This is a genomic window from Streptomyces sp. enrichment culture (genome assembly GCF_964272895.1).
Taxonomy (GTDB): Bacteria; Actinomycetota; Actinomycetes; order Streptomycetales; family Streptomycetaceae; genus Streptomyces.
In genome coordinates, this window is the sequence record NZ_OZ186832.1 from 7,182,425 (window position 1) to 7,204,104 (window position 21,680).

Here is a 21,680-nt window from a genome sequence, read left to right on the forward strand (position 1 = left end):
TCAGTTCTCCAGCAGGGCCCGCTTGAGGCGCTGGACCAGGTCGTCCGGTGTCGACCGGTCGAACATCGACGAGGTGTCCAGACGCAGGCCCGTCGCCGAGTTCAAGCGGTTTCGCAGGGTCAGCAGGGACAGCGAGTCGAACCCGAGCTCGCGGAGGATCTGGTGCGGCGGCACCACATCGGCCGACGGGAGCCCCAGCACCGCCGAGATCTGCGTGGAGATCAGCTCGGACAGCGTCCGGTCCCGGTCGGCGTCCGCCATCGACCCGAGCCGTTCCCGCAGCAGCGGCGCCGAGACCGAGCCGCCGCCCGCGGTGCGCTTGCCCGTGGTCCTGACCAGCGACCTGAACGCCGGCGCGAGCACCTGCCCCGACGCGGCCTGCCGGGCCAGCTCGGCCAGATCCAGCCGGACCGGAATCCACACGGGCTCACGCGCGCGACCGACGGCGTCGAACACCGCGACCGCCTCCCGCACCCCCAGCACCCCCACTCCCGGCATCCGGGCACGGGACGGGGCGTCCCCCAGCGCCGACGGCCCCCACGCCAGCGACACCGCGGGCGCCCCGTTCGCCCGGCGCCGCCGGGCCAGCGCGTCCAGTGCGGCCGCCGACGCGGCCGAGGCGGCGGTTCCGTCGCCGCCGACGGTCCCGGCGAACGACGAGCACAGCACGAGCGTGGCGGCCCCGATCTCCTGGTCGAGCATCTCCGCGGTACCCACCGCCGCTCGCAGCACCGCGGCGAGCGCATCCGGACCGGAGGAAGACGGGGGAGCGGCCGCCTGATCGACTGCCGGCACCTCCGGTATGTGCACGACCCTGGTCAGGGGACGTTCCGGAGGCAGGCGGTCGATCAGCTCGCGCAGCGCCCTGCGGTCGCCGGGACCGCACGCCGCGGTGGTGACCGTCGCGCCCAACGCGGTGAGCTCCGCGGTGAGCTCCCCGGCCGGCGCGGGAGCCTCGGCGTCGGTCAGCACCAGGTGTCGTACCCCGTGTACGGCGACCAGGTGCCGTGCGAGGCGTTCGCCCATGGGCGTGCCCCCGCCGGTGATCAGCGTGGTGCCCTCGTCCCCGGCGGACCGCTCCATGTCCTCCGCCGGCCGGGCCGGGGCGAGCCGCGGCACCCTGACCCGGCCCTCGCGCACCGCCATCTGTGGCTCGCCGGACATGAGGGCCCTCGGCAGCACCCGCCACGACGCCTCGTGCGCGTCCCCATCGACGAGCACGAACCGCCCGGGGTTCTCCGCCTGCACGGACCGGATCAGCCCCCACACCGCGGCTGCCCCGAGGTCGGTGCCGGCATCGTCGAACGCCGGCACCGCGGAGCTGGTCAGGACCACCACGGTCACCGTGGCGAGCGCGCCGGTCGCCTGCAGGGCGTCGACCCGGCGCAGTGTCTCCCGCACGGTGGCGGCGACCTCCGCCCCCTCCGGCACGGTGAGCACCACGTAGTCCGGCACATCGCCGCCGGCTTCGGCCAGGACGTCAAGTGCCGGGTACGCCCGGGCGTTCGCACCCGCGGCCGTCAGTCCCGCCAGGGCGTGGAGCGGATCCTCGCCCACGACCGCCCAGTTCGCCTTGCGCGGCAACGACCTCGCGACATGCTCGACCCACACCTCCCGATACAGCGCCCCGAGTTGCGCGACCCTGGCGGCCTGCAACTCCCCCGGATCGACGGCACTGGTGCCGACCCGGAGCTCGGCGACCGGATCGCCCACGGTGTCGGCCAGCAGCATCGACACCGAGCCTGCGCGGTCCGGGCCGATCCGCACCCGCAGGGCGGACGCGCCGACCGCGTGCACGGCGACCCCACGCCACGACGTCGCCAGCCGAGGGCCCTCGGTGCACGCGGCGTGGAGGGTTGCGTCGAGGAGGGCGGGGTGGATGGTGTAGGCGTCGGGGTCGGCAGGGAGGGCGACTTCGGCGTAGACGTGGTCGTTGTGGTGCCAGATCCGGTGCAGGCCCTGGAAGGTCGGTCCGTAGTGGTGTCCCTGGTCGGCGAGGGTGTCGTAGGAGACGTCGACGGGCTGTGCGCCGGCGGGGGGCCAGGTGGTGAGGTCCCAGTCCGGGGCGGGCGCCTCGACGTCCAGGACGCCCGTGGCGTGACACGTCCAGGACGTGCCGGTGCCCGTGTCGGGGCGTGCGTCGATCCGTATCGGACGGGAGCCGTCGCCGCCGGCGGGCTCACCGACCTCCACCCGCAGCCGCACGGCACCGTGTTCGGGCAGGACGAGCGGGGTCCGCACGGTCAGCTCACGGACGGTGCCGCAGCCCACCTGGTCGGCGGCGTGCACCGCCAGCTCGACGAACACGGCGCCGGGCAGCACGGCGTCACCGGCCACCTCGTGGTCGGCCAGCCAGGGGTGGGTGGCCAGGGAGACACGGCCGGTGAAGACCGTGCCGGCGGCGCCCTCGACGACGGCACCCAGCAGGGGATGGCCGGCGGCGGTCAGTCCGACGGCGCCGATGTCACGGCGGCTGGTGTCGGAGGTGAGCCAGTAGTGCGACCGCTGGAAGGGGTAGGTGGGCAGGCTGACATGACGGCCGGGGTGCGCGTGGGGCCAGCGAGAGATGGCGCCGGCGGTGAATGCATCTCCGGCGGAGCGCAGGAAGCTGGCCAGGTCACCGTTGTGCCGACGCACTGTTCCTATGCTGCGGGCAGGAATGTCCGTGGTGTCGATGGTCTCCTGCACGGCCGGGACCAGGACCGGGTGAGCGCTGGACTCGATGAACACGTCATAGCCGTCCGCGAGAAGAAGGCGCGTGGCGGCCTCGAACTCGACGGTGCTGCGCAGGTTGCGGAACCAGTAGTCGGCGTCGAGCTCGGCGGTGTCGATCCGTTGTCCGGTGACCGTGGAGTAGAAGCGGACGCTGCTCGCTTGCGGCTTGATCGGGGCCAGCAACTCCAGCACCTCGTCCCGAATCCTGTCCACGTGCTGGGAGTGTGAGGCGTAGTCGACCGGGATGCGCCAGGTGCGCACGCCCTCGGCGTCGAGGGCGTTCTGCATCTCGTCGAGTGCCCGGGCGCTGCCTGATACGACGGTGGAGGCGGGGCCGTTGATGGCGGCGATCGCGATGTCACCGCCCCAGGGCTCCAGTCGGGGCCGTAGCTGCTCTACTGGCAGCGCGACTGACACCATGCCGCCCTGGCCTGCCAGCGCGCGGATGGCCTGGCTGCGCAGGGCAACGACGCGGGCCGCGTCGTCCAGTGTCAAGGCACCGGCGACACAGGCTGCGGCGATCTCTCCCTGCGAGTGTCCGACGACGGCGTCCGGTTCCAGCCCGTAGGACCGCCACAGTGCCGCCAGGGAGACCATCACCGCGAACAGTGCCGGCTGCACCACGTCGACCCGCTCGAGCAGAGACGCACCCTCGTCGGTCAGCAACACCTCCAGCAGGTCCCAGTCCACGTAGGCGGAGAGGGCGCTCGCGCATGCGTCCAGGCGGTTCCGGAAGACCGGAGCGGTTGCGTACAGCTCCCGAGCCATCCCGTCCCACTGCGAACCCTGGCCCGGAAAGACCAGAACCGTCCTGCCCTCCCCGGCGAGCCCCGTCACCACATCATCGGCAGGGAGGCCCTCTGCGAGGGACCTCAGCCCCGCCAGGAGCTCCTTACGTGTGGTGCCGACCACGACACCGCGGTGCTCGAACGCGGTCCGCCGCGCCAGCGTCGTAGCCACGTCCATGACGGACGGTTCCGTATCGGCGGCCGCGGCCGCAGCGATCCGTCCTGCGTAGGCCCGCAGCGCTTCCTCGGAGCGGGCTGACAGCGCCCAGCCCACGGGCCCGTCCACCGGAGCTTCCGCAACCGATGCCTGCGGGGTCTGGGGGGCCTGCTCCAGGATGACGTGGGCGTTGGTGCCGCTGATGCCGAACGACGATACTCCCGCGCGCCGCGGCCGGCCCAGCTCGGGCCACTCGCGGGCCTGTGTGAGCAGTCGTACGCCGTCGGCGCTCCAGTCCACGTGTGAGGTGGGCTCGTCGACATGCAGTGTGGGAGGGAGGATGCCGCGTCGCAGTGCCTCCACCATCTTGATCACGCCGCCGATCCCCGCGGCCGCCATGGTGTGACCGATGTTCGACTTCAGCGAGCCCAGCCACAGCGGCCGGTCCTCGGAGTGCTCCTGCCCGTACGTGGCCAGCAATGCCTGGGCCTCGATCGGGTCGCCGAGTTTCGTGCCGGTGCCGTGAGCCTCGACCACATCCACATCGGCGCCGGTGAGTCCGGCATCGGTCAACGCCCGGCGGATCACGCGCTGTTGGGAGGGGCCGTTCGGGGCGGTCAGTCCGTTGGAGGCGCCGTCCTGATTGACCGCAGAGCCCCGCAGCACCGCCAGTACCCGATGCCCGCGTGCCCGCGCCTCGGACAGGCGCTCCAGCACCACCAGCCCCGCGCCCTCGCCCCATCCGGTGCCGTCCGCCGATTCCGCGAACGCCTTGCAGCGTCCGTCCTGGGACAGCCCGCGCTGACGGGAGAACTCCACCAAGACGCCGGGCGAGGACATCACACTCACGCCGCCGGCCACCGCAAGCGAGCACTCACCACTGCGTATCGCCTGGGCGGCCTGGTGCAGCGCGACCAGCGACGACGAGCAGGCCGTGTCCACCGTCACCGCGGGCCCCTCCAGGCCCAGGAAGTACGCCAGCCGACCGGATATCACGCTGCCGCTGACGCCGGTCAGCAGCAGTCCGTCGGCCTCCGCCGACCCCTCGTGCATCGAGGGCCCGTACTCCTGGAACATGGCGCCGATGAACACGCCAGTGTCCGTGCCGCGCAGCGAACCGGGTTCGATGCCGGCGTCCTCCAACGTCTCCCACGCGGTCTCCAGCAACAGCCGCTGCTGCGGGTGCATCGCCAGCGCCTCGCGCGGTGAGATCCCGAAGAACCCGGCGTCGAACTCGCCTGCGTCGTCGAGGAAGTAGCCCTTGTCGACGTAGCTCTTGCCGGTGCGTGCAGGGTCCGTGTCGAAGAGGTTGTCCAGGTCCCAGCCGCGGTCGCGCGGCAGCCCCCCGACGGCGTCGCGGCCCGACCGCACGAGGTCCCACAGGCCGCCCGGTGACAGAACACCGCCGGGATACCGGCATCCCATGCCGACGATGGCGATCGGATCGTCGTCCCCGGCGGGGGCGGGCGTCGCGGCCGGAGCGGTGGACGGGACGGCTGGAGCGGAGGTCGGGACGGCTGGAGCGGAGGTCGGAGCGGCGGTCGGGGCGGTCTGAGCGGCGTTCCGGGGAGCCGCTCCCAGCAGTTCCTCGCGCAGGAGCTCCGCCAGCGCGGCCGGCGTCGGGTGGTCGAACGCCACGGTGGCCGGCAGCCGCAGTCCGGTGACCTCGTTGAGCCGCTTGCGCAGCTCCACCGCGGACAGCGAGTCGAGGCCGAGTTCCCTGAACGCGACGGTCGGCTGCACGGAACCGGTGCCGGCGTGCCCGAGCACGGTCGCGGTGTGGGAGCGCACCAGGTCGAGCAGTTCGCGGTCGACCTCCTCGGCCGGGCGGCCGGCCAGCCGGTCGGCGAGCGTGGAGCCGGTCGCGGTGACCGCGGTCGCCGCGCGCCGCGCACGGACCAGCCCGCGCAGCACCTCCGGCAGGCTCGCCTGCGCAGCCTGAGTGGCCTGCGCCCGCAGCCCTTCCAGGTCGAGCGCGGCCGGTACGGCGGTGACCTCGCCGCCCGCGAGCGCCGCGTCGAACAGCGCGAGGCCGGCGTCGGACGGCAGCGGCCGCAGCCCGGTGCGCGCCATGCGGGCGATGTCCGCGGCGTCCAGGTCGGCGGTCAGTTCACTGCGTTCGTCCCAGAAGCCCCACGCCAGCGAGGTCGCCGGCAGTCCGGTGGCGCTGCGGTACTGGGCGAGCGCGTCCAGGAACACGTTCGCGGCGGCGTAGTTGCCCTGGCCCGCGTTGCCGATCGTGCCCATGATCGACGAGAACAGCACGAACGCGGACAGCCCGAGGTCCCGCGTCAGGTCGTGCAGGTTCCACGCCGCGTCCAGCTTCGGTGTCAGTACGGCGTCCAGCCTGTCCGGGGTCATCCCGGAGACCAGCCCGTCGTCCAGGGTCCCCGCCGCGTGCACCACACCGGTGAGCCGGTGCTCCGCCGGGATTCCCCCGAGCAGCGCGGCGAGCGCGGCCCGGTCGGCCACGTCACACGCGGCGACCGTCACCGCGGCGCCCAGCGCCGACAGCTCGGCGACCAGGTCCGCGGCTCCGGGAGTGTCCGGCCCGCGCCGCGAGACCAGCAGCAGCCTCCGCACCCCGTGCCGCCTGACCAGGTGCCGGGCGAACAGCCTGCCCAGCGTTCCCGTGCCACCGGTGATCAACACGGTCCCGTCGCTGTCCCACCGGACCGGCGGCTCCGGCACGCTCCGGTCCCCGGACTCCGGGGCGCCCCGGTCCTCGGACTCCGGCGCGCTCCGGTCCCCGGACGTCGGCACGCTCCCGTCCTCGGACTCCGGCCGCCCGGGCACGGCTTCGGGGCCCCGCGGGCTCCTGGCGGTCACCCGGGCCAGGCGCGGCACCAGGACCCGCCCCTCGCGCAGGGCGAACTGGGTGGCGTCACCGGCCAGCGCGGACGGCAGCGCGGCGAGCGAGCGGACGTCCTCGTCCATGTCCACCAGGACCAGCCGACCGGGGTTCTCGTTCTGCGCGGAGCGAAGCAGGCCCCACAGGGGCGCGACGGACAGGTCCGGTACGGGTTCTCCGTCCCCCGTCATGACCGCACGCCGGGTCACCACGACCAGCCGCGCCTCCGCGAACCGGTCGTCGGACACCCAACCCTGGACCAGATCGAGCGCACGGTACAGCGCGGTGCGGGCGGCCCGCGGGACGTCCGGCGCCGGGTCACCCTCGACGCATACGACCACGTCGGGGGCATCGGCGGGTACGGCGGACAGCTCGCCGAACTCCCGCCAGGTGACGCCGTCGCCCGTCGCCGTGCGCAGTCCGAAGGGGTCGTCGCCGAGCAGCGAGAGTCCGGTGGAGGGCCCCGCGTCCGTCGACGGCAAGGGGGTCCATTGCAGGCGCAGGAGGGAGTCCCGGTGCACGGCCGCAGCGCCGGGGCCGGCCAGATCGGCCACGTCGGCCGGAAGCATGGCCAGCGACACCACCTCCGCCACCGGCCTGCCGGCACCGTCCGCCGCGCGCAGCCGCAGCGCGTTGTCCCCCACCCTCGTCACCGACACCCGCAGCGCCGAGGCGCCGGAGGCGTGCAGAGTCGCCCCTTCCCAGGAGTATGGCAGCCGCACCCGGCCGTCGTCCGGCAGGACCTGACCCATCAGGGCGGTGTGGAGGGTTGCGTCGAGGAGGGCGGGGTGGATGGTGTAGGCGTCCGGGTCGGCGGGGAGGGCGACTTCGGCGTAGACGTGGTCGTTGTGGTGCCAGATCCGGTGCAGGCCCTGGAAGGTCGGTCCGTAGTGGTGTCCCTGGTCGGCGAGGGTGTCGTAGGAGACGTCGACGGGCTGTGCGCCGGCGGGGGGCCAGGTGGTGAGGTCCCAGTCCGGGGCGGGCGCCTCGACGTCCAGGACGCCCGTGGCGTGACACGTCCAGGAGCCGTCGCTGCCCGTGTCGGGCCGCGCGTCGATACGAACGGGACGGGCGCCGTCACCGCCGGCGGGCTCACCCACCTCCACCCGCAGCCGCACCGCACCCTGTTCCGGCAGGACCAGCGGCGTCTGCACGGTCAGCTCCCGGACACTCCCGCAGCCGACCCGGTCGGCGGCATGCACCGCCAGCTCGACGAAAGCGGCACCCGGCAGTACGACGGTGCCCGCGACCATGTGGTCGGCCAGCCAGGGATGGGTGGCCAGGGAGATCCGCCCGGTGAGGACCAGGCTGGCCGCGCCCTCGGTGACGGCACCCAGCAGGGGATGGCCGGCGGCGGTCAGTCCGACCGCGCCGATGTCACGGCGGCTGGTGTCGGAGGTGAGCCAGTAGCGCGACCGCTGGAAGGGGTAGGTGGGCAGGCTGACATGACGGCCGGGGTGCGCGTGGGGCCAGCGAGAGATGGCGCCGGCGGTGAATGCCTCTCCGGCGGAGCGCAGGAAGCTGGTCAGGTCACCGTTGTGTCGGCGCAGTGTTCCTATGCTGCGAGCGGGCGCGGAGGTGCTGTCGATGGTCTCCTGCACACCAGGAACCAGGACCGGGTGAGCGCTGGACTCGATGAACACGTCATAGCCGTCCGCGAGAAGCAGTCGCGTGGCGGCCTCGAACTCGACGGTGCTGCGCAGGTTGCGGAACCAGTAGTCGGCGTCGAGCTCGGCGGTGTCGATCCGTTGTCCGGTGACGGTGGAGTAGAAGTGAACTTCACTGGCCCGAGGCCGAACTGGTGCCAGCAGCTCCAGCACCTCGTCCCGAATCCTGTCCACGTGCTGGGAGTGTGAGGCGTAGTCGACCGGGATGCGCCAGGTGCGCACGCCCTCGGCGTCGAGGGCGTTCTGCATCTCGTCGAGTGCCCGGGCGCTGCCTGATACGACGGTGGAGGCGGGGCCGTTGATGGCGGCGATCGCGATGTCACCGCCCCAGGGCTCCAGTCGGGGCCGAACCTGCTCTACTGGCAACGCGACCGAGACCATGCCGCCTTGACGTGCCAGCGCGCGGATGGCCTGGCTGCGCAGGGCAACGACGCGGGCCGCGTCGTCCAGTGTCAAGGCACCGGCGACACAGGCTGCGGCGATCTCTCCCTGCGAGTGTCCGACGACGGCGTCCGGTTCCAGCCCGTAGGACCGCCACAGTGCCGCCAGGGAGACCATTACCGCGAACAGTGCCGGCTGCACCACGTCGACCCGCTCGAGCAGAGACGCACCCTCGTCCGTCAGCAAGACCTCCAGCAGGTCCCACTCGACAAAGGGCGACAACGCCCGCGCGCACTCCTCAAGACGCTCTCGGAACACGGGAGCGGTTGCGTACAGCTCCCGAGCCATCTCCTCCCACTGCGCCCCCTGGCCCGGAAACACCAGCACCGACTTTCCGGACCCAGCGACCCCCGAGACGACGTTCTCGGCGGGAAGGCCATCGGCCAGCGCGCTCAGTCCTGCCAGCAATTCCTCGGGAGTGGTACCGACCACGACACCGCGGTGCTCGAACGCGGTTCGTCCCGCCAGCGTCGTAGCCACATCTACGACGGAGGGTCCCCCGTCGGCGGCCGCAGCGATCCGTCCTGCGTAGGCCCGCAGCGCCTCCTCGGAGCGGGCTGACAGTGCCCAGCCCACGGGCCCGTCCACCGGAGCTTCCGCAACCGATGCCTGCGGGGTCTGGGGGGCCTGCTCCAGGATGACGTGGGCGTTGGTGCCGCTGATGCCGAACGACGACACTCCCGCCCGTCGCGGCCGGCCCAGCTCGGGCCACTCGCGGGCCTGTGTGAGCAGTCGTACGCCGCCGGCGCTCCAGTCCACGTGAGATGTGGGTTCGTCGACATGCAGTGTGGGAGGGAGGATGCCGCGTCGCAGTGCCTCCACCATTTTGATCACGCCGCCGATCCCCGCGGCCGCCATGGTGTGGCCGATGTTCGACTTCAGCGAGCCCAGCCACAGTGGCCGGTCCTCGGAATGTTCGCGCCCGTACGTGGCCAGCAATGCCTGGGCCTCGATCGGGTCGCCGAGCTTCGTGCCGGTGCCGTGAGCCTCGACCACATCCACATCGGCGCCGGTGAGTCCGGCATCGGTCAACGCCCGGCGGATCACGCGCTGTTGGGAGGGGCCGTTCGGGGCGGTCAGTCCGTTGGACGCGCCGTCCTGGTTGACCGCCGAGCCGCGCAGCACCGCCAGTACCCGGTGCCCGCGTGCCCGCGCCTCGGACAGGCGCTCCAGCACCACCAGCCCCGCGCCCTCGCCCCAGCCGGTGCCGTCCGCCGATTCGGCGAACGCCTTGCAGCGTCCGTCCTGGGACAGCCCGCGCTGACGGGAGAACTCCACCAGCATGCCCGGTGAGGACATCACGGTGACGCCGCCGGCCACCGCGAGCGAGCACTCACCGTTGCGTATCGCCTGGGCGGCCTGGTGCAGCGCGACCAGCGATGACGAGCAGGCCGTGTCCACCGTCACCGCGGGCCCCTCCAGGCCCAGGAAGTACGCCAGCCGACCGGAGGCGACACTGCCGCTGGTTCCGGTCAGTACGTACCCGTCGACGCCGCCGTAGGGAGTGTCGAGCCGCGGGCCGTAGTCGCCCGCCATGGCGCCGATGAACACGCCCGTGTCGGTGCCGCGCAGCGAACCGGGTTCGATGCCGGCGTCCTCCAATGTCTCCCACGCGGTCTCCAGCAGCAGCCGCTGCTGGGGGTCCATGGCCAGCGCCTCGCGGGGCGACACCTCGAAGAACGCGGCGTCGAAACCGGCGATGTCGTCGAGGAAGCCGCCGTGGCGGACGTAGGTCCGGCCAGAGGCCGAGGGTTCCGGGTCGAAGAGGTTGTCCAGGTCCCAGCCGCGATCGCGGGGCAGCTCGGAGATGGCGTCCCGCCCCGACCGCACCAGCTCCCACAGGGCGTCCGGTGACGACACGCCACCCGGAAACCGGCACCCCATGCCGACGACGGCGATCGGGTCGTCGGCGCCGCTGCCGACCCTCGGTGCCCGGCCGCGCACGTCGTCGTTCGCGTCACGGATCCCGGTGAGCTCCCCGTGCAGGTAGGCCGCGAGCCGGTCGGGGGTCGGGTGGTCGAACACCAGCGAACCGGAGAGGATCAGGCCGAGTTCCGCGGAGAGTCCGGTGCACAGCTCGACCGCCGTGAGCGAGGTCAGGCCGAGGTCCTTGAACGACGTCCGCGGGGCGATGTCGGCCGCCGCGTGGCCCAGGACAGCGGCGAGGTGCGCGCGCACCAGGTCGAGCAGTCCGTCGCGGTCGTGGACGGGGGCCGGCCCGGCTGAGGGAGAGGCCGCATGCGCCTCACCGGTCGGCGCCTCACGCGTCTCCCCGATCCCGACCGCGGGCGCCTCACCGACTGCTGCCTCACGCGCCTCACCGCTCACGCCCCCGCCCGCTCGTCCCACCGCGGTCTCCCGCGCCTCGCCGATCCAGTGCCGGCGGCGCTGGAAGGCGTACGTGGGCAGCGCGGTCCTGCGACCGCCCTGCAGCAGCGGCGTCCAGTCCACCGCCTCGCCCGAGGTGTGCAGGGCGCCGAGCGCCTTCAGCAGGGTGCGGTCCTCCGCCTGCCCGGAGCGCATCGCGGACACCGCCACGGGCGCCTGCTCGGCGAGGGTGTCCCGGGTCATGCCGGTGAGCACGGGGTCGGGGCCGAGTTCGAGGTACCGGGAGACGCCCGCGCTCCGCAGGGCACGGATGCCGTCGGTGAAGCGGACGGTGCCACGGATCTGGCGGGCCCAGTAGCCGGGGTCGGTCAGCTCGTCCGCGGTGGCGGGGCGCCCCGTGAGGTTGGAGACGACGGGGATCTCGGGGGCGTGAAAGGTCAGCCCGGCGACGGCGTCGGCGAACTCGTCCAGGATTCCGTCGAGATGATGGGAGTGGAATGCGTGGCTGACGTTCAGCCGCTTGGTCTTCACTCCGTCGGCGCGGAGGGATTCCGCCAGCGTGAGCACCGGCTCGGTGTCGCCGGAGATCACCACCGAGCCGGGCCCGTTGACGGCGGCGATGCCGACGCCCGACTCGGGCAGCATGGCCCGCACCTCGTCCTCGTCCGCGTTGACGGCCACCATCGCCCCGCCGGACGGCGCCGCCTGCATCAGCCGTCCGCGTGCCTCGACGAGCGCGCAGGCGTCGGACAGCGACAGGACCCCGGCGATGTGCGCGGCGGTGACCTCACCGATCGAGTGGCCGATCAGGTGCTGCGGCCGTACGCCGAACGACTCGACCAGCCTGAACAGTGCCGTCTCCAGCGCGAACAGCGCCGCCTGGGTGTACCGGGTCCGGCCGAGCAGGTCCGCGTCGGACCAGACGATCTCCCGCAGTCCTGTGCCGAGCAGCGGATCCAGTTCCGCGCACACCGCGTCGAAGGCCCCGGCGAACACCGGGAACCGCGCGTACAAGTCGCGGCCCATGCCGGGGCGTTGGGCGCCCTGCCCGGTGAACAGGAAGGCGGTGCCGCCCTCGACGACCGCACCGGACACGGCGTACGGCGTCGGCGTCCTCGCCGCCAGCGCGGTCAGGCCGGCGGTCAACTCGCCCGTGTCGGCGCCGATCACGACGGCGCGGTGGGCGAGCGCGGCGCGGGTGGTGGCCAGGGAGAAGCCGACGTCGAGCGGATCCGGGTCGTGTGCGGCGATGTGACCGGCGAGCCGTTCGGCCTGGGCGCGCAGTGCCTGTGCGCTGCCGCCGGACACCAGCCAGGGGATCGCGCCCGCGTAGCCGGGGCGGCTGTCCTCGGCCGGAGCGGGGTCCGGGGCCTGGGCGAGCACCAGATGGCAGTTGGTGCCGCCCATGCCGAACGACGAGACGCCGGCCACCCGCGGTCCGTCGCCCGGCCACTCGCGCAGCTCGGCGGCGACCTCGATGCCCAGCTCGGCGAGCGGGATGTCGTCCGGGGGAGTGGCGAAGTGCAGACTGGGCGGCACCTGGCCGTGCTGGACGGTCAGCGCGGCCTTGAGGAACCCGGCGACTCCGGCCGCCCCCTCCAGATGCCCCACGTTCGTCTTCGCCGACCCCACCAGCAGCGGCCGGTCCCGATCGGCGAAGACCGCGCCCAGCGCCGCCGACTCCACCCGGTCGCCCACCGGCGTGCCGGTGCCGTGCAGCTCCACGTACCCGACCTCGGCGGGGGCCACCCCGGCGGCGGAGAGGGCCGTCCGCAGCATGTCCTCCTGCCCGGACCGGCTGGGGGTGGTCAGCCGACCGCCGCCGCCGTCGTTGTTCACGGCGCCGCCGCGGATCACGCACACCACGTCGAGGCCGTGCGCGAGGGCGTCCGCGAGCTTCATGAGCACGACCAGGCCGGCGCCCTCGCCGCGCACATAGCCGTTGGCCCGCGCGTCGAACGTGTAGCACCTTCCGTCCGGCGAGAGCGCGCCGAACTCGCTCGCGGTGGCCGTCGACTCCGGCGAGAGGATCAGGTTCACCCCGCCCGCCAGCGCCCATGCCGACTCGCCGCGGCGCACACTCTCGTACGCCTGGTGCACGGCGACCAGAGCCGAGGACTGGGCCGAGTCCACGACCACGCTGGGGCCGGACAGTCCCAGGAAGTAGGAGATGCGGTTGGCGAGGATGCCGCGCTGGAGCGCGGACAGGGTGAAGCTGTCGATCGCTGACTCGCCCTGGTCGCGCAGGAGCGCGGCGTAGTCGTCGCCCATCGCCCCGAGGAAGACTCCGGCGCGGTCGCCGCGTACCGCCGACGGGTCGATGCCCGCGTGTTCGAGGGCTTCCCACGCCAGTTCCAGCATCAGCCGCTGCCGCGGGTCCATCGCGGCGGCTTCGCGTGGCGACACCCCGAAGAAGCCCGCGTCGAAGTCCGCGACCCCGTCGATCAGCCCGGCCCGGCCCACCCGCGCGCCGATGTGCGCGGCGCGGTCGGCGGGAACCTCGCCGACGGTCTCGCGGCCTGCCGACAGCAGATCCCAGTACGCCTCGGGGGAACTCGCGCCCGGCAGGCGGCACGACAGACCGACCACCGCGACAACGTCCTGACCACTCGTTTTCACGAACTTCTCCGTCATGACAGCGGGTTCTCACTCTGCTCTCAGGGGGGCGGGCTGGGCCGGTGCCGCCGCGCGCAAACCTCATGTCGTGCCAATGCGACGAAGGTTGTAGGGGGCGCGATCCGAGACGGTCACCGGAGTGGGACCTTCGCCTCGAAGCATTGCCCGCGGTCTACGGGGCTCGGCAGAGTCTGGTTCGAGGCCCGTCCCGAACGATCAGCGTGTGGAGGCATTCGCCCGTGTTGCACTTCCAGGTACTCGGCCGCCTAACCGTCACCAACGATCTGGGCGACTGCACGCCGACCGCGCCGATGGCGCGGCGTGTGCTGGCGCAGCTGCTGCTGTGCGCGAACAACGTTGTCATGCTCGACGCGATCATCGACGAACTGTGGGGTGACAAGCCGCCGAAGAGCGCCGTCCCCACCGCGCAGACGTACATCTACCAGCTGCGGCGCCAGTTCGAGCCGTGGGTGCCGGACGGCACGGTCGAGCAGGTGCTCGCCACCTGCGGCGCCGGCTACATGCTCCGGGTGGAGCCGGACCAGCTGGACCTGGAGGCGTTCTCGCGGCTGGCGAATCAGGGGCGCACCGCGCTCGCCGCCGGCGATCCGGCCGCGGCGGCACGGCTGCTGCGGCAGGCGCTCGACCTGTGGTCGGGTCCGGCGCTCGCCGATGTGACGGCCGGTCCGTCGATCCAGGCGCATGTCGTCCATCTCACGGAGCAGCGGGCGCACACCGTCGAACTGCGCATCCAGGCCGACGCGATGCTGGCCGGCACCGGGAGCTCGTCGGCGAGCTGAAGGCCATGCTGCTGGCCGATCCGCTCAACGAGTGGTACCACGCGCAGCTGATCAAGGCCCTGGCGTCCAGCGGCCGGCGCAATGAATCGCTGATCGCCTACCAGGACCTGCGCAGAACGCTGTCGGCCGAACTCGGGCTCGAGCCCTCTCAGATGCTGCGGGAACTCCACCAGGAGGTCCTGGCCGGCCGTGACTCCTGGGCGGACTGGGGAATGTCCGAGCGGTCCCGCGCGCGGCAGGTCACCCGGTAGGGACCGCCGCGCGGGGAGGGCATGATGACGGATCGGGGATCGCCGACCGGCGATCCCCGATCCGTCATCGGGCCGTGCTAGCGGTTGTGGAGCAGCCGACCGCCGTCGACGACGAGGGTGTGCCCGGTGATCCAGGAGGCGTCCTCCGAGAGGAGGAAGGCCACGGCCGCACCGACATCGGCGGGTTCGCCGAGTCGCTTGAGCGGGATGGAGCCGACCACCTTTTCCTCTCGGCCCTCGACGTTCGCCCTGGTGAAGTCGGTGAGCACCGTGCCGGCCGCGACGGCGTTCACCCGGACGCCGGGCGCGAGTTCGTTCGCCATCTGCCGGGTGAAGTGATTCAGCGCCGCCTTCGCCGTCCCGTAGGAGGTGCCGTCGGGAACGGCGAGCATGGCGGCGATCGAGGACACGTTGACGACGGCGCCGCCGTGTTCGCCGAGCCAGCCGTGCCATGCTGCCTGGATCCAGGTCAGCGCGGTCACCAGGTTCTTGTCGATCGTGCGCCGGTAGTCCTCCACCTCGATGTCGACCAGCCGTCGGGCGATCCTCTCGGTGCCGCCGACGTTGTTCACCAGCAGATCGAGCGATCCGAACCGGTCGACGGCCGTCGCCACCGCGGTCCGCCGATGCTCGGGGTCGTGGGCGTCGCCCGCGACACCGATGGCCCGCTCCTCGCCGAGTTCGGCGGCCGCCTTGTGCAGCTTGTCCTCATCACGCGAGGTGATCACGACCTTCGCGCCCCGCTCGACCAACGCGGTGGCGATGCCGAAGCCGATGCCGCTCCGACCGCCGGTCACCAGCGCCGTCTTGCCCTTCAAGCTTGTCATGGTCTACGAATTCCCCTTGGTGTTGAGTGATGGGACCAGCAGGAAAAGGCGGCGACAACACAAGGCACGCCGCCTTTCGCTGGTCTCGTCATTCACTGAATGCGCTAGGCGTACGGATTCACCGCACTCGTGCGCAGGATCAGCCGACGCGCGGGATGAGGCCGATGGAGATCGCCTTGTTGACCGCTTCGAGTCGGGAACGGGCGCCCAGCTTCGAGAAGATGGTCCCGAGATGGCGCTTGACCGTGCCCTCGGCAATGGCCAGCCGCCGCGAGATCTGCCGATTGCTCATGGCCTTGCTCACCAGGGTCAGCACCTCCAACTCCCGTTTGGTGAGCATGTCCGGGTCGTTCGACGCAGAGGCGATGGAGGTCAGCGCCTCTGCGGATATGTGCAGCACGGTGCGGATGTCGTCGGCGCACACCGCACGGATACTGGACACCAGGTCGATCCGGCTCACCGATTTGTTCAGATAGCCGCGGACACCGCACTCCAGCAATTGGCGCACCAGCACCGGGTCGTCACGCATACCGACGATCAGGACCCTGCTGTGCGGCGATATCGAGCGGATGGCGTGCACCGCCTCGGTGACCGACCCGTCGGGAATGTTCACGTCGAGTAAGACGACATCGGGCTGTTCGGTCTTGCACTGCAGGATGCCCTCTGCACCGGTGGCGGCATCGCCGACCACGGTCATGTCCGGTTCCATGTCGAGCGCTTCGCGCATCACCTCGCGCAGCAGCGCGTGGTCGTCTATGAGCACTATCCGTAGCCGACCGGCGAGGTCAGGCCGCATGGCCTGCCTCCGAATGAACCGAAACCGCGCCGGATGCCCCCTGTCTTTCGTCGCGCCGGACTCGGACGGAGGTTCTTTCCTGGTCCTGGATGGCATTCTCGACCCCGAAAAGCACATTCAGGATTGCCGCCGGAAATAGCGCCTCAGCAGCTGCCATTGATACCCCCGCATGTTCGCTAGCCTGCGCCCGTACGGTAGTCCGTGGCCCTGCCATCTGACAAGGTTGGTGAAAGAATTCACAGGTGGGGGCCACCGTGCAACGCCGGGCAAGAACGGTGAAGTTCAAACCCGGATGCACGATGGCTTACCCAATTCTTACCCGTGGCCCTGTCTGCTCGCCCGGGCACGCGCGGCGGGCGGAGTCAAGACGCTCAAGGCGAGGATCGCGCGACTGCCGCCGCCCGCCCTTCCGCCGCGGTCCGTTTCCTATTGCCCGTCCTCACTTCGGTACCCGCACGACGGTCGTGTACGTGTGGTTCGTCACCATCTCGAATGCCGGGTCCGCAAGCGTCCGCCGGATCGCGGCGAGGTCGGCGGCGGTCAGGGCGGTGTGGCTGAGCAGGAAGGACTCCAGCATGCTGCTGTGCAGCAGGGCGAGCCGCGCTGTCGGTGTGCCGCCCGCTCCCGGTGCCCGGTAGTCCCGCACCGTGATGTCCCGATAGCCGGCGGCGGAGAGCACGTCCGGTGTACGCGACGCCCAGTGGAAGTCCATACCGGTCTGCCCGGCGAGTTTATGAACGCCGTCGTGGTATTCCTGGAAGATTCGCTCCGTGTATTCGTCGACGGGGGATTTGATGATGCCCTCGTCGGCGCATGCGCAGTACCAGTCGGTAAGCACCAGCGCACCGCCCGGCCGCAGATGTGCGGCCAGCTTTGCCGCGATGGCCTCGTTGTCGGCCAGGTGCATCAGCACCAGCCGCGCGTGAATGAGGTCGAACTCCGGCTCCGGCCACGGATCACGGGTGAGGTCATGGCGGATCGCCTCGATCCGCGGATGTTCGGGCACATGCTGCGGTTTGAGGTCGCTCGCCACCACATGTCCGGACACACCCACTCTTGCGGCCAGCCAGCGGGCCACCGAGCCGTCCCCGGCGCCCACGTCCCAGCAGCGCCAGCCATGGCCGACACGTACTTCTTCGCCCAGGACGCCGAATGTCTCCCGATTGAGGATCTCGGACAGCAGACTCAGTTGCTCGGGCGCTGCCGGCGCGTCATTGTCGAAGCGTTGCTCGTGCTCTGTGTTGTACATGGACATTCTCCTTGTTGAGCCGTCCGCGCCACCGGGCCCACGGCTAGATCGACGCGGGCAGCAACTCGTTGACCAGCCCGATGAACTCCTTGGGTGTCGCGTTCTTACTCGCCCGGTCGTCTTCCGGCAGGCTTATTCCGAGCCCACGCTCGACGAGAAGCGTGATCTCCACCATCGCCACCGAGTCATAGCCCAGGTCGGAAAACGTGATCTCGGCGATGTCGCCGTCCAGGTCGAACGCGTCGTCCTCGCCCGCGGCCTGGCGTATGTAACCCACCAGGTCCGCCTGAGTGAATGTCGCCATGTGTTTCCCCTTTCGTCTCGTGACCTCGGAACCACCCTTGCCGGGAGGCTTCGACACCCGATCGAGTTCCGATCGACGACGATTCCTGATCATTCGGGCCGATGGCCTCGCCTGGGCCTCGAACGAACCTCCGCCGGGCCTGCCGAGCATGACCGATGCGGGTATCCGCCCCATTCCGTAGGAGGACGAAGATGAGCGACGACATGTATATCGCCGCCGCGAGTTCGTGGCTGCCCGAGCGCATGACACTCGACGAGGCGGAACACGCCGGCCTCGCCGACCGGGCACGGGTCTGGAACACCGGTATCGAATCGGTGTGTGTCTCGGCGGACAGGTCGGCGCCCGAAATGGCGGTGCTCGCGGCACGGGACGCACTCGAACGCGCCGAGGTCGAGTCGAAGGACCTGCACCTGCTGCTGCACGCCTGCGCCTACCACCAGGGCCACGACATGTGGCCGGCGGCCTCGTACATCCAGCGGTTCTCCGGCGGAGGCTCGTGCCCGGCCGTCGAGGTCCGCCAGATGTCCAACGGCGGCATGATGGCCCTGGAGCTCGCGGCCGGCTATCTGAGGGCCGGCAACCGGCCGACCGCCCTGATCACCACAGCCGACCGGTTCAGCCTGCCCGGCTTCGACCGCTGGCACAGCGATCCGAGCACGATCTGCGGCGACGGCGGCACCGCCGTGGTCCTGTCCACCCGCACGGGGTTCGCCAGGCTCCGCGCGCTGGTGTCGGTGTCCGACTCCGGACTGGAGCACGGCGGCCGCGGTGAGCGGTTCAGCGACGCGCCCCTGGCCGCAGGATCGCCGGTCGACCTGAACAGCGACTCCCTGGTGCGCGAGCTCGGCGTGGTGGCCCTGCTCGACCGCATCCAAGCGGGCCAACGGGAGGCGTTCGACCGGGCTTGCGCCCAAGCGGACGTGAAATTCAGCGAGATCGACTGGTATGTGTTGCCGAACCTGGGCCGCACCCGGATGCGGGCGCAGTACTTCGACCCGTTCGGCATCGACCCCCAGCGGTCCACCTGGTCCTGGGGCCGGCAGGTCGGCCACCTCGGCGCGGGCGACCAGTTCGCGGGGCTGGCCCACCTCGTCTCCGAGGGTGCCCTCGAGCCCGGTCAGTTGTGCCTGCTGGCCGGCGTCGGCGCGGGCTTCACCTGGACGGTCGGCATCGTGGAGATCGTCGCCAGGCCATGAGCCGGGCGTCGCCGGGCCGATGGAGCCGGGCGATGCCGGGCCGATGGAGCCGGACGGTGCCCGGCCGATGGGACCCGGCGCGGCCCGGTGCCCTCTTCCGGGCCGATGCCGTACGGGGCAGCCGTCACCCGACGACTGCCCCGTACGCATGGCGTCGGCCAGGGCCCCGGCGGCCGCCGCTACGCCGCCGTCAGGACCATCGCGGAATTGATGCCGCCGCTGCGGGCCAGGACCAAGGCGGTGGACACGGTCGTCTCCCGCGGCCGGCCGAGGACGAGATCGAGCTGATCGGACCGGACGGGGCTGGTCACATTGATCATGGGCGGAATGACGCCGTGCCGCATGCTCAGCGACGCGGTGGCCACATCGAGCGCCGGGCCACCGGAGTACAGCCGGCCGGTCATCGTCTTCGGCGCGGTCACCGGAACGGCTCGGGGCCCGAACACACCCGTGATCGCGGCGGCTTCGGCACGGTCGAGCTCGTCGACCCCGGCCGCGTCCGCGAACACCACGTCGACGTCGGCCGGCCTCACACCGGCGTCCGAGAGCGCGGACTCGATCGCCCGGCGCAGTCCGGGCTCCCGTCCCGAACCGGGCCGCGGATCGAAGGTGCTGGCGTACCCGGCGATCTCGCCGTACGGGCGAACCCCTCGTGCGCTCGCACGGCCGGCTTCCTCGACGACGACCATGGCGCCGCCTTCACCCGGCACATACCCCGACGCCGCGGTGTCGAACGGCAGATAGGCCCGCGTCCGGTCGGCCACGGTGCTCAGCTGCCCGGTGGTCAACTCGATCGTCCACCCGAGCGGACACATCGCACTCTCCACCGCACCGCACATCACCACCGGCAGGCCCTCGCCCACGTACCGGCGGGCCTGGGCGATGGCGTCGAGTCCGCTGGTGTTGCCGGTCAGGACCCCGCCGGGGCCGTGCAGCCCGTGCCGGATGGAGATCTGCCCCGTGTTCACCGCGTAGAACCAGGAGAACGAGAGATAGGCACTGACATGGTTGCTGCCCAGGCGCCACAGCTTCTCCAGCTCCCGCTGGCTGTACTCGAGCCCGCCGGTGGACAGGCCGGTGACGATGCCGACCTCGTCCTCGGCGACGGTGTCCGGCTCAAGGGCCGAGTCCTTGACCGCCGCGTCCGTCGCGATCAGCACCAGCCGGGTGGCCTGGTCGGTCTGCGGCACCAGCCGGCCCGGTATGTACGCGCGGACGTCGTAGTCGGGCACTTCGCCCGCGAGGGTCGCCGGGTACTGCGCCGGATCGAAGCGGGTGATCCGGTCGATGCCTCCGCGCCCGTGCAGTACGGCGTCCCAGTATGCGTCGGTGTCGAACCCGTTCGGCGCGACCACCCCGAGACCGGTGATCACCGCGCGACGGGACGCCGGCGCGGTGCTGGTGTCACGCGCCGGGATGGGCCTAGTCATCGGAACCCCTCTTGGTCAGCACCATGGCGCTCTGGAAACCACCGAACCCGCTGCCGACCTTGAGCACCGTGCGCAGATCCGCCGGCCGGGCGGTCAGCGGCACGAAGTCGAGGCCCAACTCCGGGTCGGGTTCGTGCAGATTGGCCGTCGGCGGAATCAGACCGGCCTCGATGGCCAGCGCGCATGCCGCGATCTCGATCGAGCCGATCGCGCCCAACGAGTGTCCGATCATGGACTTGATGGAACTCACCGGCGTCCGGTACGCGTGGTCGCCGAGGCTGCGCTTGAACGCATCGGTCTCATGGCTGTCGTTCTGTTTCGTCCCGGAGCCGTGCGCGTTCACGTAGTCCACCTGCTCGGGCACGCGCTGGGCCATCCGCAGCGCCACCTCGATGGCCTGGGCCAGTTCGGGGCCCTCCGCCCGGAGCCCGGTCATGTGGTAGGCGTTCGTGCGCACGCTCCACCCGCCGATCTCGGCGTAGATGTGCGCGCCGCGGTCCAGGGCGTGGTTCAGCTCCTCCAGCACCAGCATCGCACTGCCTTCGGCGAGCACGAACCCGTTGCGGGTGCGGTCGAACGGCCGGGACGCGGTCTCCGGCTCGTCGTTACGAGGCGTCGTCGCCTTGATCGCGTCGAAGCAGGCGACGCAGATCGGTGAGATGGACGCGTCCGAGCCGCCGGCCAGCATCACATCGGCGGAACCTTCGCGAATCAGCTGCGCCGCGTGGGCCACCGACTCGATGCCCGCGGTGCAGCCGGTGGACACCAGCGACACGGGGCCTTCCGCTCCGGCCGTCCAGGCCACGTCGGCGGCGATCGACGTCGGGACGAGGTAGTTGTACATGTGGGGCACCGCGTACTCGTGGTCGAGGAGCCACTTGCGGCCGCCGTCGGAGAGGACGTTGTACTCCCGGTCCAGGCTCATCGTGCCGCCGATGGCGCTGCCGACCGTGACCCCGGTGCGATGCGGGTCGGTCTTCTCCATGTCGAGGCCGGCGTCCGCGACCGCTTCCCTGGTCGCGGCGACGGCGAGCTGTGCGCTGCGATCCATCCGCCGGATCTCCTGGGCGGACAGGCCCTCCGCGACCGGGTCGAAGTCGCATTCACCCGCGATCCGGGAGCGGCATCCTGACGCGTCGAACAGCGAGATGGTGCGAATGGCCGAGGTGCCGGACGAGAGCAGTTCCCAGAACTCCTTGGCGTTGGCACCCCCCGGGGCGCGTACGCCTATGCCGGTGATGGCGATCCGGCGATTCATCGTGCC

General features: G+C 71.4%; 8 protein-coding genes and 1 pseudogene. 2 read left to right on the forward strand and 7 right to left on the reverse strand.

Features of this window, described 5'->3' with window-relative positions:
* On the reverse strand, positions 1 to 13,581 hold the full coding sequence (locus tag ACSU6M_RS32115) for an SDR family NAD(P)-dependent oxidoreductase (protein ID WP_437074519.1): 13,581 nt from the start codon (positions 13,579 to 13,581) through the stop codon (positions 1 to 3).
* A gap of 503 nt (positions 13,582 to 14,084) precedes the next feature.
* Between ACSU6M_RS32115 and ACSU6M_RS32120 the strand changes: the two are divergent.
* Positions 14,085 to 14,614: pseudogene (locus ACSU6M_RS32120) on the forward strand (AfsR/SARP family transcriptional regulator).
* A gap of 77 nt (positions 14,615 to 14,691) precedes the next feature.
* Here the strand turns inward: ACSU6M_RS32120 and ACSU6M_RS32125 are convergent.
* The 4 genes from ACSU6M_RS32125 to ACSU6M_RS32140 all read right to left on the reverse strand — a co-directional run bounded on the left by ACSU6M_RS32125 (position 14,692) and on the right by ACSU6M_RS32140 (position 17,790).
* On the reverse strand, positions 14,692 to 15,441 hold the full coding sequence (locus ACSU6M_RS32125; RefSeq protein ID WP_437074521.1) for an SDR family oxidoreductase: 750 nt from the start codon (positions 15,439 to 15,441) through the stop codon (positions 14,692 to 14,694).
* Between the two features lie 139 nt (positions 15,442 to 15,580).
* Positions 15,581 to 16,204, reverse strand: a complete 624-nt coding sequence (locus tag ACSU6M_RS32130) for a response regulator (protein WP_437074523.1) — start codon at positions 16,202 to 16,204, stop codon at positions 15,581 to 15,583.
* Positions 16,205 to 16,676: 472 nt separating this feature from the next.
* Complete coding sequence (locus ACSU6M_RS32135) at positions 16,677 to 17,486, reverse strand: class I SAM-dependent methyltransferase (protein WP_437074525.1); 810 nt, start codon at positions 17,484 to 17,486, stop codon at positions 16,677 to 16,679.
* Positions 17,487 to 17,529: 43 nt separating this feature from the next.
* Entirely contained in the window at positions 17,530 to 17,790 is a 261-nt protein-coding gene (locus ACSU6M_RS32140) for an acyl carrier protein (protein WP_437074526.1), read from the reverse strand.
* 191 nt (positions 17,791 to 17,981) lie between these two features.
* On the opposite strand from ACSU6M_RS32140, the gene ACSU6M_RS32145 reads away from it, so the two are divergent.
* The gene (locus ACSU6M_RS32145) at positions 17,982 to 18,986 is read left to right on the forward strand and encodes a ketoacyl-ACP synthase III family protein (RefSeq protein ID WP_437074528.1); all 1,005 of its coding nucleotides are present in this window, start codon (positions 17,982 to 17,984) and stop codon (positions 18,984 to 18,986) included.
* Between the two features lie 179 nt (positions 18,987 to 19,165).
* Here the strand turns inward: ACSU6M_RS32145 and ACSU6M_RS32150 are convergent, their stop codons facing one another.
* Both ACSU6M_RS32150 and ACSU6M_RS32155 read right to left on the reverse strand, forming a co-directional pair.
* Positions 19,166 to 20,416: a ketosynthase chain-length factor gene (locus tag ACSU6M_RS32150; protein WP_437074530.1), complete on the reverse strand. Its 1,251-nt coding sequence runs from the start codon at positions 20,414 to 20,416 to the stop codon at positions 19,166 to 19,168.
* Positions 20,409 to 21,674 (reverse strand): beta-ketoacyl-[acyl-carrier-protein] synthase family protein, encoded by a 1,266-nt coding sequence (locus ACSU6M_RS32155; protein WP_437074532.1) that lies wholly within the window; start codon positions 21,672 to 21,674, stop codon positions 20,409 to 20,411. The genes ACSU6M_RS32150 and ACSU6M_RS32155 overlap by 8 nt, the downstream gene beginning before the upstream one ends.
* Between the last annotated feature and the right edge of the window lie 6 nt (positions 21,675 to 21,680).